Annotated in this window: 8 protein-coding genes; 6 read left to right on the plus strand and 2 right to left on the minus strand. The window is 66.8% G+C overall.

Annotation, left to right across the window (positions count from 1 at the left end; translation table 11 throughout):
- Nucleotides 1-38 precede the first annotated feature (38 nt).
- The 5 genes from gcvH to OV287_RS21530 all read left to right on the plus strand — a co-directional run bounded on the left by gcvH (nucleotide 39) and on the right by OV287_RS21530 (nucleotide 12,510).
- Nucleotides 39-434: a glycine cleavage system protein GcvH gene (gene gcvH, locus OV287_RS21510; RefSeq protein WP_267535914.1), complete on the plus strand. Its 396-nt coding sequence runs from the start codon at nucleotides 39-41 to the stop codon at nucleotides 432-434.
- A gap of 80 nt (nucleotides 435-514) precedes the next feature.
- Nucleotides 515-3,412, plus strand: coding sequence for an aminomethyl-transferring glycine dehydrogenase (gcvP, locus tag OV287_RS21515; protein WP_267535915.1), 2,898 nt, complete (start codon nucleotides 515-517; stop codon nucleotides 3,410-3,412).
- Between the two features lie 431 nt (nucleotides 3,413-3,843).
- Nucleotides 3,844-6,975 (plus strand): FG-GAP-like repeat-containing protein, encoded by a 3,132-nt coding sequence (locus tag OV287_RS21520; RefSeq protein ID WP_267535916.1) that lies wholly within the window; start codon nucleotides 3,844-3,846, stop codon nucleotides 6,973-6,975.
- A gap of 325 nt (nucleotides 6,976-7,300) precedes the next feature.
- On the plus strand, nucleotides 7,301-10,996 hold the full coding sequence (locus tag OV287_RS21525) for an FG-GAP-like repeat-containing protein (RefSeq protein ID WP_267535917.1): 3,696 nt from the start codon (nucleotides 7,301-7,303) through the stop codon (nucleotides 10,994-10,996).
- Nucleotides 10,997-11,106: 110 nt separating this feature from the next.
- Complete coding sequence (locus OV287_RS21530; RefSeq protein WP_267535918.1) at nucleotides 11,107-12,510, plus strand: HTTM domain-containing protein; 1,404 nt, start codon at nucleotides 11,107-11,109, stop codon at nucleotides 12,508-12,510.
- A gap of 45 nt (nucleotides 12,511-12,555) precedes the next feature.
- On the opposite strand, the gene OV287_RS21535 is transcribed toward OV287_RS21530, so the two are convergent.
- Nucleotides 12,556-13,032: a hypothetical protein gene (locus OV287_RS21535; RefSeq protein WP_267535919.1), complete on the minus strand. Its 477-nt coding sequence runs from the start codon at nucleotides 13,030-13,032 to the stop codon at nucleotides 12,556-12,558.
- A gap of 191 nt (nucleotides 13,033-13,223) precedes the next feature.
- Between OV287_RS21535 and agmC the strand changes: the two genes are divergently transcribed.
- Nucleotides 13,224-15,113 carry an adventurous gliding motility protein AgmC gene (gene agmC, locus OV287_RS21540; protein WP_267535920.1) on the plus strand — a complete coding sequence of 630 codons (1,890 nt, stop codon included), beginning with the start codon at nucleotides 13,224-13,226 and terminating at the stop codon, nucleotides 15,111-15,113.
- A gap of 35 nt (nucleotides 15,114-15,148) precedes the next feature.
- Here the strand turns inward: agmC and OV287_RS21545 are convergent, their stop codons facing one another.
- Nucleotides 15,149-15,964 (minus strand): DUF4440 domain-containing protein, encoded by an 816-nt coding sequence (locus OV287_RS21545; protein ID WP_267535921.1) that lies wholly within the window; start codon nucleotides 15,962-15,964, stop codon nucleotides 15,149-15,151.
- Between the last annotated feature and the right edge of the window lie 45 nt (nucleotides 15,965-16,009).

Below are 16,009 nucleotides of genomic sequence, written 5' to 3' on the forward strand. Positions count from 1 at the left end.
TTCCCCACCCCGAAGTACCCCAACAGAGGAGTACGGACATGGCGAACGTTCCCAGCGATCTCAAGTACACGAAGGACCACGAGTGGGTTCGCGTGAGCGGTAAATCCGCGGTGGTGGGCATCACCGACTATGCCCAGAGGACACTGGGGGATGTGGTGTACGTGGAGCTTCCCAAGGTGGGCGACACCTTCGAGGCCTCCGCTCCGTTCGGCTCCATCGAGTCCGTCAAGGCCGTGTCCGAGGCCTACGCTCCGCTCTCGGGCAAGGTGGCGAAGGTGAACGAGGAGCTGACTGCCAGCCCCGAGATGATCAACGAGGACCCCTATGGTGACGGGTGGATCATCGAGCTCGAGCTCTCGGACAGCAAGCAGCTGGACGGGCTCCTGTCCGCCGCCCAGTACGAGGCCTATTTGAAGGAAGAGGCCTCGGAGTGACGCCCTCCCGGGCTGAATGAGCGCGGCCCGGTTGTTACTCACGGCCTTTCGTTACACCCGCATTGCGAGTGCTCAAAACCATGTCCTTGAATTGGAAATACCAGGAATCGTTCTCCGACCGGCACATCGGGCCGGATGAGAAGGAACTGCACGGGATGCTGAAGGCCGTGGGGGTGGGCTCGCTCGACGAGCTCATCGACCAGACAGTCCCCGCTGCCATCCGCTCGAAGGAGCCGCTGAAGATGGCGGTGGCCAACTCGGAGCACGATGCGCTCGCGGTGCTGGAGGCCATCGCGTCGAAGAACCAGCTGCTCCGGTCCTTCATCGGGATGGGCTACTACGACACCCAGACCCCGCACGTCATCCTTCGCAACATCCTCCAGAACCCGGGCTGGTACACCCAGTACACGCCCTACCAGGCGGAGATTGCCCAGGGCCGACTGGAGGCGCTGCTCAACTTCCAGACGATGGTGATGGACCTCACCGGTCTGGAGGTGGCCAACGCCTCGCTGCTCGACGAGGGCACCGCGGCCGCCGAGGCCATGGCCCTGGCGCTGCACACCAAGGGCGACGAGAACGGAGGCGCCTTCTTCGTCTCCGAGTTCTGCCACCCGCAGACGATCGAAGTGGTGCGCACCCGCGCCCAGCCGCTGGGCGTGGAGGTGGTGGTGGGTGACCACCGCACGGTGGACCTGGGCGCGAAGAAGTACTTCGGCGCGCTGGTGCAGTACCCGGCCACCGACGGCGTGGTGCACGACTACCGCGCCTTCGGCGAGAAGGTGCACGCGGCCAACGGCCTCTTCATCGTCGCCACGGATCTGCTGGCGCTGACGATGCTGACCCCGCCGGGTGAGTTTGGCGCGGACGTGGCGGTGGGCAGCGCCCAGCGCTTCGGCGTGCCCATGGGCTACGGTGGCCCGCACGCGGCTTTCTTCGCCACGAAGAATGCCTACACCCGCGTCATGCCGGGCCGCATCATCGGCGTGTCCGAGGATGCCCAGGGCCGGCGCGCCCTGCGCATGGCCCTGCAGACGCGCGAGCAGCACATCCGCCGCGAGAAGGCCACGAGCAACATCTGCACCGCGCAGGTGCTGCTGGCCATCATGGCCAGCATGTACGCGGTGTACCACGGGCCCCGCGGCCTGAAGGCCATCGCCGAGCGCGTGCACGGGCTGACGGTGCTGCTGGCGCGCGGCTTGCGCAAGCTGGGCTACGGCGCCAACTACGAGAACGTCTTCGACACGCTCCGGGTGGAGGCGGCGCCGCCGCACATCCGCGGCATCCTCGCGGCCGCCGAGGCCAAGGGGATGAACTTCCGCCGCATCGACGAGCGGGCCATCGGGCTGAGCCTGGATGAGGCCACCCGCCCGGCCGACGTGGAGGCCATCCTCTCCGTGTTCGCCGGCGGCAAGGCGCTGGGCTTCACGCTCGAGGAGCTGGGCAAGGACCTGCAGAGCACCCTTCCCGAGGGCCAGCGCCGCACCAGTGCGTTCCTCACGCACCAGGTCTTCAACAGCTACCACTCCGAGACGGAGATGCTGCGGTACATCCGCCGCCTCGAGTCGCGGGACTTGTCGCTCACGCACTCGATGATTCCGCTCGGGTCGTGCACGATGAAGCTCAACGCCACCGCGGAGATGATTCCGGTGACGTGGCCGCAGTTCGGCAAGATGCACCCGTTCGCGCCGAGCTCGCAGGCCGCGGGCTACAAGGTGCTGTTCGAGCAGCTGGAGCAGATGCTGGCGAGCATCACCGGCTTCGCGGGCGTGTCGCTGCAGCCCAACGCGGGCAGCCAGGGTGAGTACGCGGGCCTGCTGGTCATCCGCGCGTACCACCAGAACCGGGGCCAGGGGCACCGCAACGTGTGCCTGATTCCCTCGTCGGCGCACGGCACCAACCCGGCCACCGCGGTGATGGCGGGCTACCAGGTGGTCGTCGTCAAGTGCGACGAGAGCGGCAACATCGACCTGGTGGACCTGCGCGCCAAGGCGGATGCGCACAAGGACAAGCTGGCCGCCCTGATGGTGACCTACCCGTCCACGCACGGCGTGTTCGAGGAGGACATCAAGGAGATCTGCGCCACCGTGCACGAGCGCGGCGGTCAGGTCTACATGGACGGGGCGAACCTGAATGCTCAGGTGGGGCTGACGTCGCCGTCCGCGATTGGCGCGGACGTGTGCCACATCAACCTGCACAAGACGTTCTGCATCCCGCACGGCGGTGGCGGCCCGGGCATGGGTCCCATCTGCGTGGCGAGCCACCTGGTGAAGTTCCTGCCGCGGCACTCGGTCATCTCCACCGGTGGCAGCGATGGCATCGGGGCGGTGTCGGCGGCGCCGTGGGGCAGCGCGAGCATCCTGGTCATCTCGTGGATGTACATCGCGATGATGGGCGCCGAGGGACTGACGAAGGCCACGAAGCTGGCCATCCTCAACGCCAACTACATCGCCGAGCGGCTGCAGCAGCACTACCCGGTGCTGTACCGCGGCAAGCGGGGCCGGGTGGCGCACGAGTGCATCGTGGACCTGCGGCACCTGAAGAAGACGGCGGGTGTCGAGGTGGAGGACGTGGCCAAGCGGTTGATGGACTACGGCTTCCATGCGCCGACGGTGTCGTTCCCGGTGGCGGGCACGCTGATGATCGAGCCGACGGAGAGCGAGTCCAAGGCGGAGATTGATCGGCTGTGCGACGCGCTGATCGCCATCCGTGCGGAGATCCGCGAGATCGAAGAGGGCAAGGCGCCCAAGGACAACAACGTCCTGAAGAACGCGCCGCACACGGCGCGAGTGATGACGGCGCCGGAGTGGAACCATCCCTACTCGCGTGAGCAGGCGGCGTTCCCGGCGCCGTGGGTGGCGGAGCACAAGTTCTGGCCGTCGGTGGGCCGTCTGAACAACGTGCTGGGCGATCGCAAGCTGGTGTGCTCGTGCCCGCCGATCGAGGACTACATGTCCCCGGAGCCGTCGAAGGCGGCGTAACTCCTCACCAAGCCTCCTCACTACCAATCCCCCTCACACCTCCAATACATCCCCTCTCCCTCCGGGAGAGGGACGGGGTGAGGGTAGGTGAGACAAAGGGTTCAAATCCTCTGGCTTCACACAGACAAGGGCCTCGGGTTCTGCGGAACCTGGGGCCTTTTGTCTTTGAAACTCATCGCCCAATTCGAGAGAAGAACACGTCGGTGGATGTCTGTCTTTCTGTGCCTCTGTCGCAAGAGATAGGCTTCTGTGGGTCAATCTCCACATCCCTGGCAAACATTTCCCGTATGCATAGAATCGTGGAACGTGATAATCCATGTGTAGCGGTATTCGCTGCTCTTTCAGGATCCACCGGCTGATTCACCGTCAATGTTCTATTGCAGCGACTGTGAATCAAACCATGGACGAGGGCAGTAAGGAGAGAAGGGGACATGAAGCTCAAACGTGGCACGCAGGGGCTGGCACAGTGGCGGGGACAGGGGCGTGGGCGGTTCTTCATCGCGCTGGTGGCGCTGGCCACGGGGAGCGCGTGCGACACCACGGATTCGCAGGAGCGGACCGGCTCTCACGACACGGGCAACCTGGCGGAGCGTTGTGAGGTGAAGCCGCCCTTCACGGGCAACTTCGAGCCGGAGCTGCAGTGGGAGTGGACAGGCAGCCAGGTGCTCCCCACGCACAAGCAGGTGATGATGCAGCCGGTGGTGGTGGACGTGAACCGGGACGGCACTCCGGACATCGTCTTCAGCACCTTCGACGGCGACTTCTACAACTCGGCCTATCAGAACGGGCGGGACGGCAACGCCAACGGCGTGCTTCGGGCCGTCAGTGGCAGCACGGGGCAGGAACTCTGGACCGTGGTGGACGAGCAGTACCGGGTGAAGCCCGCTGCCAGCATCGCCGCCGGTGATATCGACGGTGATGGCGCCGTGGAGATCTGTGGCATCCCCGAGAGCGGGCGCGGAATCATCTGTTTCGAGAACGACGGCACCTTCAAGTTCCGCACGGCCCCGGACGCCTATGACTACAACGAGTGGGGTGGCCCCTCGCTGGCGGACCTGGACGGCGACGGCACCGTGGAGATCCTCGACGGCAACCGCGTCTACAGCAACACGGGCGCGCTGAAGTGGGTGGGCTCGGACGGGATGGGCGGAGCGCTGTTCACCGGCCCTGTGTCCTTCGCCGCTGACATCGATCAGGACGGCAAGCAGGAAGTGATCAACGGCCGCTCGGTGTACCGGCATGACGGCTCGCTCAAGTGCGCCAACACGCAGATTCCGCACGGCTTCGCCGCGGTGGGCAACTTCGATGGCGACGCGGCGGGTGAGATCGTGGTGGTGGGCAAGGACCTGGAGTCCACCCACGGCCGGGTGAGCCTGCTGGACGACAACTGCCAGCTGCTGTGGACGCGCCTGGTCCACATCACGGGGACCGAGCTGCCGCTGCACGACAAGGCGGGTCACGGAGGAGCGCCCAACATCGGCGACTTCGACGGTGACGGGCAGCTGGAGATCGGCCTGGCGGGAGACTGGAACTACACGGTGTATGGCGCGGACGGGGCGGTGAAGTGGACGTTCCCCATCCAGGAGTACAGTTCGGGCAAGACGACGTCGACGACGTTCGACTTCGAGGATGACGGGCGGCTGGAGGTCATCTACGCGGACGAGCTGAAGCTGCGCATCTTCGACGGAGTGACGGGAGCGCTGCGCTGGGAGACGGCGCACAGCTCGGGCACCACGCACGAGTTCCCCATCGTGGCGGACGTGGATGGTGACGGCGCGGCGGAGATCGTGACAGTGGAGAACAACCACGGAGCGCCGGGCTTCAACGGCGTGAGGGTGTGGCACGACAAGAAGGAGGGCTGGGCCGGGACGCGCAAGATCTGGAACCAGCACGCCTACTCCGTCACGAACGTCAACAACGACGGAACCATCCCGTCGCAGCCGGCGAGCAACTGGCTCAACCCGAAGCTCAACAACTTCCGCTCCAACGTGGCCAACTACTTCGGAGAGGGCCCCAGCCCCTTCGTGGCCGCGGATCTGCTCGCTTACGAAGTGGTGACCTCGTGCGATGGCTACGGCTCGCTGATTCTCAGCGCGCGGGTGCGCAACGCGGGTGAGGCTCCGGTGGCCGCTGGGGTGAAGGTGGCCTTCTACAAGGGCAACCCGGCCTCGGGTGGCACGCTGCTGGGCGTGGCCACCGTACCGGACGCGCTGCCGGTGGGCGGCTCCTCCATCGCCACCGTCACCGTCGCCTCTACCTCTTACGGCAATGCTGAGGTGTGGGCGGTGGTGGATGATGACGGCACGGGCGCGGGCACCATCGCCGAATGCCGCGAGGACAACAACGGCGCCTCCGCGACGGGCAACCTGACGTGCACGACGACCCCGGCCAACGAGCCGCCGGTGGCCCTGTGCCGCGACGTCACTGTCAGCGCCGACGCCGCCTGTCTGGGCGGTGCCAGCGTGAACAACGGCAGCTACGACCCGGACAACGGTCCGTCGCCGCTCTCCATCTCCGAGCTGCCTGCCGCCTCCTTCCCCCTGGGCACGCACGCCGTCACGCTGACGGCCTCGGATGGTGAGGCGAGCGACCAGTGCGTGGGCCATGTCACCGTGGTGGACGACTCGAAGCCGGCCGTTCTCTGCCCGGAGCCGCAGGTGCTCGAGACGTGCTCGCCGGCCGGTGCCCCGGCCACCTTCACGGCCTTCGCCGCGGATAACTGCGGCCCGGCGTCGGTGAGCTGCTCGGCGGCCTCCGGCTCCACCTTCCCGGTGGGCCAGACGCCGGTGAGCTGCACGGCCACGGACGGCTCTGGCAACACGGCCTCCTGCGGCTTCAACGTGACGGTGACGGGCGACACCACGCCCCCGGTGCTCAGCTGCCCGACGGCCCCCGTGGTGGTCAACGCCTGCAGCGAGAGTGGCTCCAAGGCCTACTTCGCGGTCTCGGCCACCGACAACTGCGGCGCGGTGCCTGTCAACTGCTCGCACGCCTCTGGCTCCGAGTTCCCGGCGGGCAACACCCAGGTGACCTGCTCGGCTGCGGACGCCTTCGGTAACGCCTCCTCCTGCAGCTTTACCGTGCAGGTGAGCGGTGCCAGCCCCTCCACGCCTCCTACGCCCGGCGCGGACCTGGGGATGGAGCTGTGGCCGCCCAACCACAAGTACGTGGACGTCTCGCTCGCCGACTGCGCCGCGCCTGCGACGGATGCGTGCGGCAAGCCGCTGCCCCTGGACAAGTATGGCCGCATCCTCCGCGTCACCTCGGATGAGGTGGAGGACGCCAACGGCAACGGCGACGGCCGCACCTGCGAGGACATGGTGCTCGTCACGGGTGCGTCGTCCGTGCAGCTCCGCGCCGAGCGCGAGGGCGGGGGGGATGGCCGCATCTACACCCTCCACTACGCCGTCACGAACGACGCTGGGGTCTCCACCCAGAGCAGCTGCCGCGTCTACGTGCCGCACGATCAGTCTGGCCGTGGCGCGGTGGACAGCGGGGTGAAGTTCTGCGTCGGCCAGGGGTGCCCGGCCGGCACCACCGAGGGCAGCCCGCTCTGCAAGTGAGCCAGTAATCGGGTGAAGTTCGGGTGAAGTCGTGAAGGGCCCGGGACCGGTTGTCGGTCCCGGGCCCTTCGCTTTGGTACGACGTCGGGTCACGTCGTCTCTTCTGGGCTCTCCTCACACATACGGTGCCAGGACAGCTCATCCGCTACACCTGAGTCGCATAAGTCTGTCATTGCCACCCTTGGGTGTTCGCCATTGGATGGCACACATCAGCCTTCACAGTCTTTTCCGCTTAACGTGGATCGTTGGCAACCGGTACATTGGCCCGTGCTGTCTGGTTGGTAGTGAAACCGGGTCATGCCCGAAAGCGGAGGAGAGAGGCCAAATGAAACTCAAACGCAACATCCTGGTTCCCCTGGAGTCTCGGGGCCTGGGGCGTGGGCGACTCTTCGTTGCGCTGGTGGTGCTGGCTACGGGGGGAGCTTGCAACACCTCGGCGTCGAAGCAGCAGTCCACGGCTCGTGAGACGGGGAATCTGGCAGAGCGTTGTGAGGTGAAGCCGCCCTTCACGGGCAACTTCGAGCCGGAGCTGCAGTGGGAGTGGAAGGGCAGCCAGGTGCTCCCCACGCACAAGCAGGTGATGATGCAGCCGGTGGTGGTGGACGTGAACCGGGACGGCACTCCGGACATCGTCTTCAGCACCTTCGACGGCGACTTCTACAACACGGCCTATCAGGAGGGACGGGATGGTAACGCGGACGGCGTGCTCCGGGCCGTCAGCGGCAGCACCGGGCAGGAAATCTGGACCGTGGAGGACTCGCAGTACCGGGTGAAGCCCGCTGCCAGCATCGCCGCCGGTGACATCGATGGCGACGGCGCCGTGGAGATCTGTGGCATCCCCGAGAGCGGGCGCGGAATCATCTGTTTCGAGAACGACGGCACCTTCAAGTTCCGCACGGTTCCGGACGCCAACGACTACAGCGAGTGGGGTGGTCTTTCGCTGGCGGACCTGGACGGCGACGGCGCCGTGGAGATCCTCAACGGCAACCGCGTCTACAGCAACACGGGCGCGCTGAAGTGGGTGGGCTCGGACGGCATGGGCGGAGCGCTGTTCACCGGCCCTGTGTCCTTCGCCGCCGACATCGATCAGGACGGCAAGCAGGAAGTGATCAACGGCCGCTCTGTGTACCGGCATGACGGCTCGCTCAAGTGCGCCAACACGCAGATTCCGCACGGCTTCGCCGCGGTGGCCAACTTCGATGGCGATGCGGCGGGTGAGATCGTGGTGGTGGGCAAGGGCCTCGAGGCCATCCACGGCCGGGTGAGCCTGCTGGACGACAACTGCGAGCTGCTGTGGACGCGTGAGGTCCACCTGACTGGCGCGGATCTGCCGCTGCACGACAAGGCGGGCCACGGAGGAGCGCCCAACATCGGCGACTTCGATGGGGACGGGCAGCTGGAGATCGGCCTGGCGGGAGACTGGAACTACACGGTGTACGGCTCGGATGGGACGGTGAAGTGGACGTTCCCCATCCAGGAGTACAGCTCGGGCAAGACGACGTCGACGACGTTCGACTTCGAGGATGACGGACGGCTGGAGGTCATCTACACGGACGAGCTGAAGCTGCGCATCTTCGACGGAGTGACGGGCGCGCTGCGCTGGGAGACGGCGCACAGCTCGGGCACCACGCACGAGTTCCCCATCGTGGCGGACGTGGACGGTGATGGCGCGGCGGAGATCGTGACGGTGGAGAACAACCACGGAGCGCCGGGCTTCAACGGCGTGAGGGTGTGGCACGACAAGAAGGAGGGCTGGGCCGGGACGCGTAAGATCTGGAACCAGCACGCCTACGCCATCACGAACGTCAACAACGACGGAACCATCCCGTCGCAGCCCGCGAGCAACTGGCTCAACCCGAAGCTCAACAACTTCCGCTCCAACGTGGCCAACTACTTCGGAGAGGGCCCCAGCCCCTTCGCTGCCGCGGATCTGCTCGCCTTCGACGTGGTGACCTCGTGCGATGGCTACGGCTCGCTGATTCTCAGCGCGCGGGTGCGCAACGAGGGTGAGGCTCCGGTGCCCGCTGGGGTGAAGGTGGCCTTCTACAAGGGCAACCCGGCGTCGGGCCGCACGCTGCTGGGCGTGGCCACCGTGCCGGACGCGCTGCCGGTGGGCGGGAGCTCCATCGCCACTGTCTCCGTGTCCTCTACTTCCTTCGGCACTGCCGAGGTGTGGGCGGTGGCGGATGACGACGGCACGGGCACGGGCACCATCGCTGAGTGCCGCGAGGACAACAACGGCGCCTCCGCGACGGGCAACCTGACGTGCACGGTGACGTCGACCAACAAGCCGCCGGTGGCCCTCTGCCGTGACGTTACCGTCCACGCCGACACCGCCTGCCAGGGCGGCGCCAGCGTGAACAACGGCAGCTACGACCCGGACAACGGTCCGTCGCCGCTCTCCATCTCCGAGGTCCCCAACACTCCCTTTGGTCTCGGCACTCACCCCGTCACGCTGACGGCCTCGGATGGTGAGGCGAGCGACCAGTGCGTGGGCAACGTCACCGTGGTGGACGACACGAAGCCTGCCGTCAACTGCCCTGCCTCGCAGGTGATCGAGACGTGCTCGCCCGCGGGAGCCCCGGCCACCTTCGCGGCCTCGGCGACCGACCATTGCAGCCCGGCGACCCTGTCGTGCTCGTACGCCTCCGGCTCCACCTTCCCGGTGGGCCAGACGCCGGTGGGCTGCTCCGCCCAGGATGCCGCCGGCAACAGTGCCTCCTGTGGCTTCAACGTGACGGTGGTCGGTGACACCACTCCTCCGGTGATCAGCTGCCCGACCTCTCCGATCGTGATTCGCGCCTGCGCCCCGAATGGCACCCGGGTCAACTACGTGGCCTCGGCTACGGACAACTGCGGCGAGGTGGCCGTCAACTGCTCGCATCCCTCGGGCTCCACCTTCCCGGTGGGCGAGACGGCCGTCACCTGCTCCACCCAGGACGTCTTCGGCAACACGGCCTCGTGTGGCTTCTCGGTGATCGTGGGCGGCAATGGCGGCGGCGGTGGTGGTGGTCACGACGACGATGACGATGGCCACGGTGGTGGCGGTGGTCACGACGACGATGACGACGGCCATGGCAACGGCGGCGGTGGCGGTCACCACGACGGCGACGGCTGCGGTGGCGGCCACCACGATGACGACGACGATGGCCACGGCAACGGCGGCGGCGGTGGTCACGACGACGATGACGATGGCCACGGCAACGGCGGCGGTGGCGGTGGCGGTCACCACGACGGCGACGGCTGCGGCAAGAACCACGGCGGCCGTAACAACCTGGTCACTCGCAATTTCGGCACCCACTTCAAGGGTGACGGCTGCGGCGGCGGTCACGACGACGACGACGATGGTCATGGCAACGGCGGCGGTGGCGGTGGCGGCGGTCACGACGACGATGACGACGGCCACGGCAACGGCGGCGGTGGCGGTCACCACGATGGTGACGGCTGCGGTGGCGGCCACCACGATGACGACGACGATGGCCACGGTGGCGGTGGTGGCCACGACGACGATGACGATGGCAACGGTGGTGGCGGTGGCGACGACGTCTGCGGCTACTGCAATGATGGCGCACCTGTCGCTGGCGCGGACAAGGGCGTGCAGGTGTGGCCGCCCAACCACAAGTTCATCACCATCTCGCTGTCCGAGTGCGCGCAGCCTGCGACGGACTCGTGCGGCAACACCCTGCCGTTGGATACGTATGGCCATGTGCTCCGCGTCACCTCGGACGAGGTGGAGGACGCCAATGGCAACGGTGACGGCCGCACCTGCGAGGACATGTCCGTCATCGTGGGCAAGTCGTTCGTACAGGTCCGCTCGGAGCGCGAGGGCGGGGGCGACGGCCGCGTCTACACCATCCACTACGCCATCACCAACGACGCGGGGGTCTCCACCCAGAGCACCTGCCGCGTGATCATTCCGCACGACCAGTCCGGCCGCACGGTGGTGGACAGCGGGGTGAAGTACTGCGTGGGCCAGGGGTGCCCCGAGGGCATCACGGAAGGCAGCCCGCTCTGCAAGTGAGTCTGTAATCGGGTGAAGTGGCGAGGGGCTCGGGACCGGTGGTCGGTTCCGAGCCCCTCGTTTTTCTAGGGGCTTCGAGTGTGGCCGCTGGCGTGGTTTGATCAGGGCGTATGCGCTCGCTGAAAGCCCTGCTGCTCGCCCCCACCGACATCGCGCCCCTGGTCTGGTTCCGGCTCGTCTTCGGCGTGACGATGGTCGTCGAGGTCTTCCGCTACCTCTCCCGCGGATGGGTCAAGAGCTACTACATCGAGCCGGCCTTCTTCTTCAGTTACTACGGCTTCGATTGGGTCAACCCCTGGCCCGGTAACTGGATGTACGTCCACTTCGCGGCGCTGGGGGTGTTGGGGGCCATGCTCGCCTTGGGCCTCCTCTACCGGGTCGCCGCGCCCCTGTTCTGGCTCGGGGTGACGTACGTCTTCCTGCTGGACCAGACGCAGTACCTCAACCACATGTACCTGGTTTGCCTCCTGGCCTTCCTGCTCATCTGGCTGCCAGGAGGCCAGGCCTTTGCGCTCGATGCGCGGTTGGGGCTCGCGCGCCCGCGTGACACCGCGCCGGCCTGGATGCTCTGGCTCCTCCGCGCGCAGGTCGGCCTCGTCTATTTCTTTGGAGGGATCGCCAAGCTCGAGTCGGACTGGCTCAGCGGCGTGCCGGGCGCGATGTTCCTGCAGGGGTGGACGCTCACCGAACCCCTCGCCGAAATCGAGTGGGCGGCCCGGGCGTTCGCGTTCAGCGGCGCCGCTTTCGACCTGTTCGTTGTCCCCGGGCTGCTCTGGCGGCGTTCCCGCCCCTGGGCCATCGGCGCCGTGCTGCTGTTCCACCTCACCAACGCGCAGCTCTTCCGGATCGGCATCTTCCCCTGGCTCATGCTCGCCGTGACGCCGATCTTCTTCGAGCCCGCGACGGTGCGGCGGTGGTTGGAGCGGTGGGTCCCCTGGCTCGCGTCCAAGGCGCCATCCAAGGCTTCGCGCAAGGCGTCATCGAAGGCCTCGCCCAAGACTTCCACGGGACCCGAGAGCCCCCGGTGGCAGGAGGCTGGGCTCGCCTTCTTCGGGCTCTGGCTCGCGATTCAGTGCCTTCTGCCCCTGCGCCACTGGCTCTATCCAGGCCAGGTCAACTGGACCGAGGAGGGTCACAACTTCTCCTGGCACATGAAGCTGCGCAACAAGGAGGGACGGGTCCGGTTCCAAGCGAGAGACTCGCTCACGGGCGAGCGGTGGAAGATCGACCCCAGGTCCCTGCTCAGCAATCGTCAGTACACGAAGATGTCGACGCGGCCAGACATGGTCCTGCAGTTCGCCCATGAGCTCGCGCGCCGGTACGAGCGGGAGGGGCGCCCGGGTGTGCAGATCCACGCGGACATGCACGTGTCGTTGAACGGCCGCCCCCGTCAGGAGCTGGTGGACGCGGGCGTGGACCTGGCTGCCCAACCCTGGACCTGGAGATCCGCTTCCTGGATCGTCCCGCTCCGCGACGCGCCGCTCGCCTTCTCCCGTGCGGAAGAGGAGCCCTGACACCTGGGCTCTTTCGCAACTCTCGCGCGGTGATCTACCCCCTCATCAGTTGGCGGAGCGGCAGATGATCTGGTCGTGCCAGCCTTTCACGAGCACGACGGCGTACGGCCAGACCTGGCTCGTGGTGTGCTGGCCGGCCAGCGTCTCCCGGCGATAGAGGATCTCGATGGTGCTGGGGCCCTTGTCGCGAGGGATCGTCCGGACGGAGCTCACCATGAGCACGGTCCCATCCTTGTCGGTCTCGGGGGCCACGCAGAGGACCCAGGTGCCGAACTTGACGGCATTCTTGGGCTCGAGGGCATGCGACAGGAGGGTGATGTAGTTGCTCTCGAGCTTTCCACTGGGGGGAAGCTGATCCACCTGAGAGACATTGGATGCGAGGACTTGTTCGAAGCCCTGCTCGTGAATGGAATTTCTGATGAGCTTCTCTTCGATCAACTCCCGCGCGGCGTTGTTCCCGCCGAAGGCCGTTCCCCCGAACAGCACACTTGCGATTGCCAGCAGCAGCTTCATTGCTCGCATCAGCTCCTCCCTTTCGGAGAGAGGGCATTTCAAGCGGCATGCCGGGGCCGCCTCCTCCTGGTACCTCTGGCGATGGCGGGCCGGATCGTGACGGATTGACTCGGAAGCAGGGCGAGGGGTGACGGACTGTCACCCGTCCCGAGAGAGCGCCTTCCTGCTTCGAAGCGGGTGGTTTCGAGTAGCATGCCGCCATGCGGACCTTCTTCTTCCTGCTCGTGCTTCTCGTGGCCGCTCGCGGCTGGGCCGAACCGGACACCTTTGGCGTGGGAACGGGGAAGACCGGCTCCCTGCGTATCGATAGCGGGAGCCTCGTCGTCAATCGCTACACGCCCCTCATTGGCGATGCCAACGTGGGCGCGACCGGGCTGACGGTCTTGGACTCCAAGGGCTTCGCCGCGGGAGACCTGGTGCTCGTCCACCAGTCCACGGGCTTGTCCGTGCTGGACTCCGGCAGACAGGACCCCCTCGTCCTCATGGGCAGCCGGGTGGGCCGCTTCGAGTACGCACGGGTGGCCTCGGTGTTACCGGGCGTGCTCCTTCTCACCGCGCCCTTGCTGTATTCCCATGCAGCCAATCTGTCGCAGGTGGTTTGGGTTCCCGAGTACAGCGAGTTGGAGGTGCGCTCGGGAGCCTCGCTGCTCGCCGCGCCCTGGAATGGGAGAGTGGGCGGCATCCTCGCCGTGATGGTCACCGGGCGTCTGCGCAATGATGGGCTCATCAGCGTGGATGGAGCGGGCTTTCGCGGCGGTGCCTTTCTCTCTCACGCGGACCTCAAGGGGTGCACAGGCCTCAATGAACCGGTGAGCAGCGGTGGCGCCTATAAGGGAGAGGGCGTGGCGGCTGGCCGTTTCGGAACGGCGTCCGGGCGTGGCAACCTGGCCAATGGAGGTGGAGGAGGCATCTGCCACAACTCGGGCGGTGCGGGCGGCGGGCACGCGGGGCTCGGCGGTAACGGTGGACGCTCCGCGCCGGAAGACAACGAGCGGAACGTAGGGGGCCTGGGTGGCGCCCAGGTGCTGTACCTGCCTTACGAGCACCTCGCCTTGGGCGGCGGCGGTGGAGCGGGGGAGGGCAACAACGATATGGGAACAGGAGGCGGGGCCGGAGGTGGGTTGATGCTCATCCGCGCCAACGAGGTGCGGGGCGTGGGACGCTTCCGTGCGGCGGGTGCCACTCCGCCCCCGACGCCAGGAGACGATGGCGCGGGTGGAGGGGGCGCGGGTGGTGCCATCTCCATCCGGACCGTGGAGGAGCTGGAGTGTGGTGCGGCGGAGGCTCCGGGCGGCGCGGGCGGCGACAACAGCGAGACGGCTTATCCGCTCGGACCGGGCGGTGGAGGGGGAGGGGGAGTGGTGTTCCTCCAGGGAGAGTCCATTGTGTGTTCACGCTCGGTATTCGCTGGGGCACCGGGCCGGACGGCGACGGATGGCGGTACGCACGGGGCCGGTCCCGACAGCGTGGACAGTGGTATGTCAGTCGGCTTCGAGCAGGCCTTCCCCATGCCCTTTGGCATGCCCCCCGCGCCCGTGCTGACGCTGCCCGTGGATGGCGCCACCCAGGTGGGGCCAGGGCCCCGCATCGAGGGCCGGGCTCATACGAGCAACCAGGAGGTGTTTCTCTTCCTCGATGGTGTATTCCTGACGCAACTCCAGACGGTGGCGGACGGACGTTTCTCGTACGACGTCCCTGGAGTCCTCCCTCTTGGCGCTCACACGCTGCATGCCTCCACGGAGCTCTTTGGTGTTCACAGCCTCCCCTCTGCACCCGTGAGCTTCACGGTCGTGGCCCAGCAGGAGGATGGGGGGACGACCGACGCGGGAACGGACCCCGACGCAGGAGCGGAGGACGGAGGGTCGCTCGACGCGGGAACGAACCCTGACTCGGGGACGAATCCCGACGCGGGAACGAACCCCGACGCGGGAGTGACGGGGGAGGGGCGTGATGGCGGTCTGGTGCCAGACGTGCTCCCGCCCCTGGTGCTAGCGGTGGGCTGCGGGTGCGGAAGCGCTCCGGGCGCGGGTGTCTGGGCTGGAGCGCTGCTGCTGGCCGCGATGACCGCGCTTCGCCGCCGGAAGCCGTGAGCGGGGCGGGCTGGGTGTTTTGATGAGCTGAAGGTCTACTGACTGCCCTCGGGGCTGATGAGGTTCAGGATGTTCCCGTCCGGATCCTTGAACCAGGCGACCTTCATCCCGGGTGAGACGTGGAGCTCGCCCTCCAGCCGCATGCCGGGCATGTCGTAGTGCTCGAAGGTGACGCCCTTGGACTGGAGTTCCTTCACCGCCTCCTCGATGTTACCCACCGTCCAGGTGACCGCCGTGGCCTGGTTGGTGCCTGCGTAGTTCGAGCGGTAGACGTTCAGAGTCGTGTTTCCGCTCTGGTACACGACCAACTCGCCGCCCTCCTCGTGGACGGGCTTCAACCCGAGCGTCTCCTCGTAGAACTTCCTCGCCTTGCTCAGATCCTTCACCGCGAGGTTGGCGACCGCATCCTGCGCGGCGATTGGCTCGTCCGTCGGCGCCCTCGAGACGCGGTCACGACCGAAGGGATCTCCGACGAGCGATTCGGTGTGCAGCGCGCACCGCCACTTTCCGTCCCGGCGCACCCACGTCGACGCGTCCGCGGCCTCGAGGGTCAGTGGCTTTCCCTCGACCTTCATGTCCTCCTTCACCTTGTAGGCGACGACGGCCACGTCGGGGCTGAGGAAGCGCACCGCGGGCTCGCCGAGAAGCTCGTACCGGTGCAGCTGCCACCGCTCGCTCTTCATCATCTGTGCGAACTGGTCACGGTCGATGCTCGCGTATCCCTGTGCCCCGGTGACCACGCAGCGCTCGTCCGTCAACTCCATCGCCGCGTCGACATCCTGCTCCTGGATGGCCCGCCAGTAGGCGTGCTCGAGGTTGATGATCTCCCGCTCGCTCTGTACCTGTTCCATGATCTCCTCCCCAGACCCGTCACGATTGGCACGGGCAGCGCTGAA

The sequence above is a fragment of the Archangium lansingense genome, assembly GCF_026626635.1.
Taxonomy (GTDB): Bacteria; Myxococcota; Myxococcia; order Myxococcales; family Myxococcaceae; genus Archangium; species Archangium lansingense.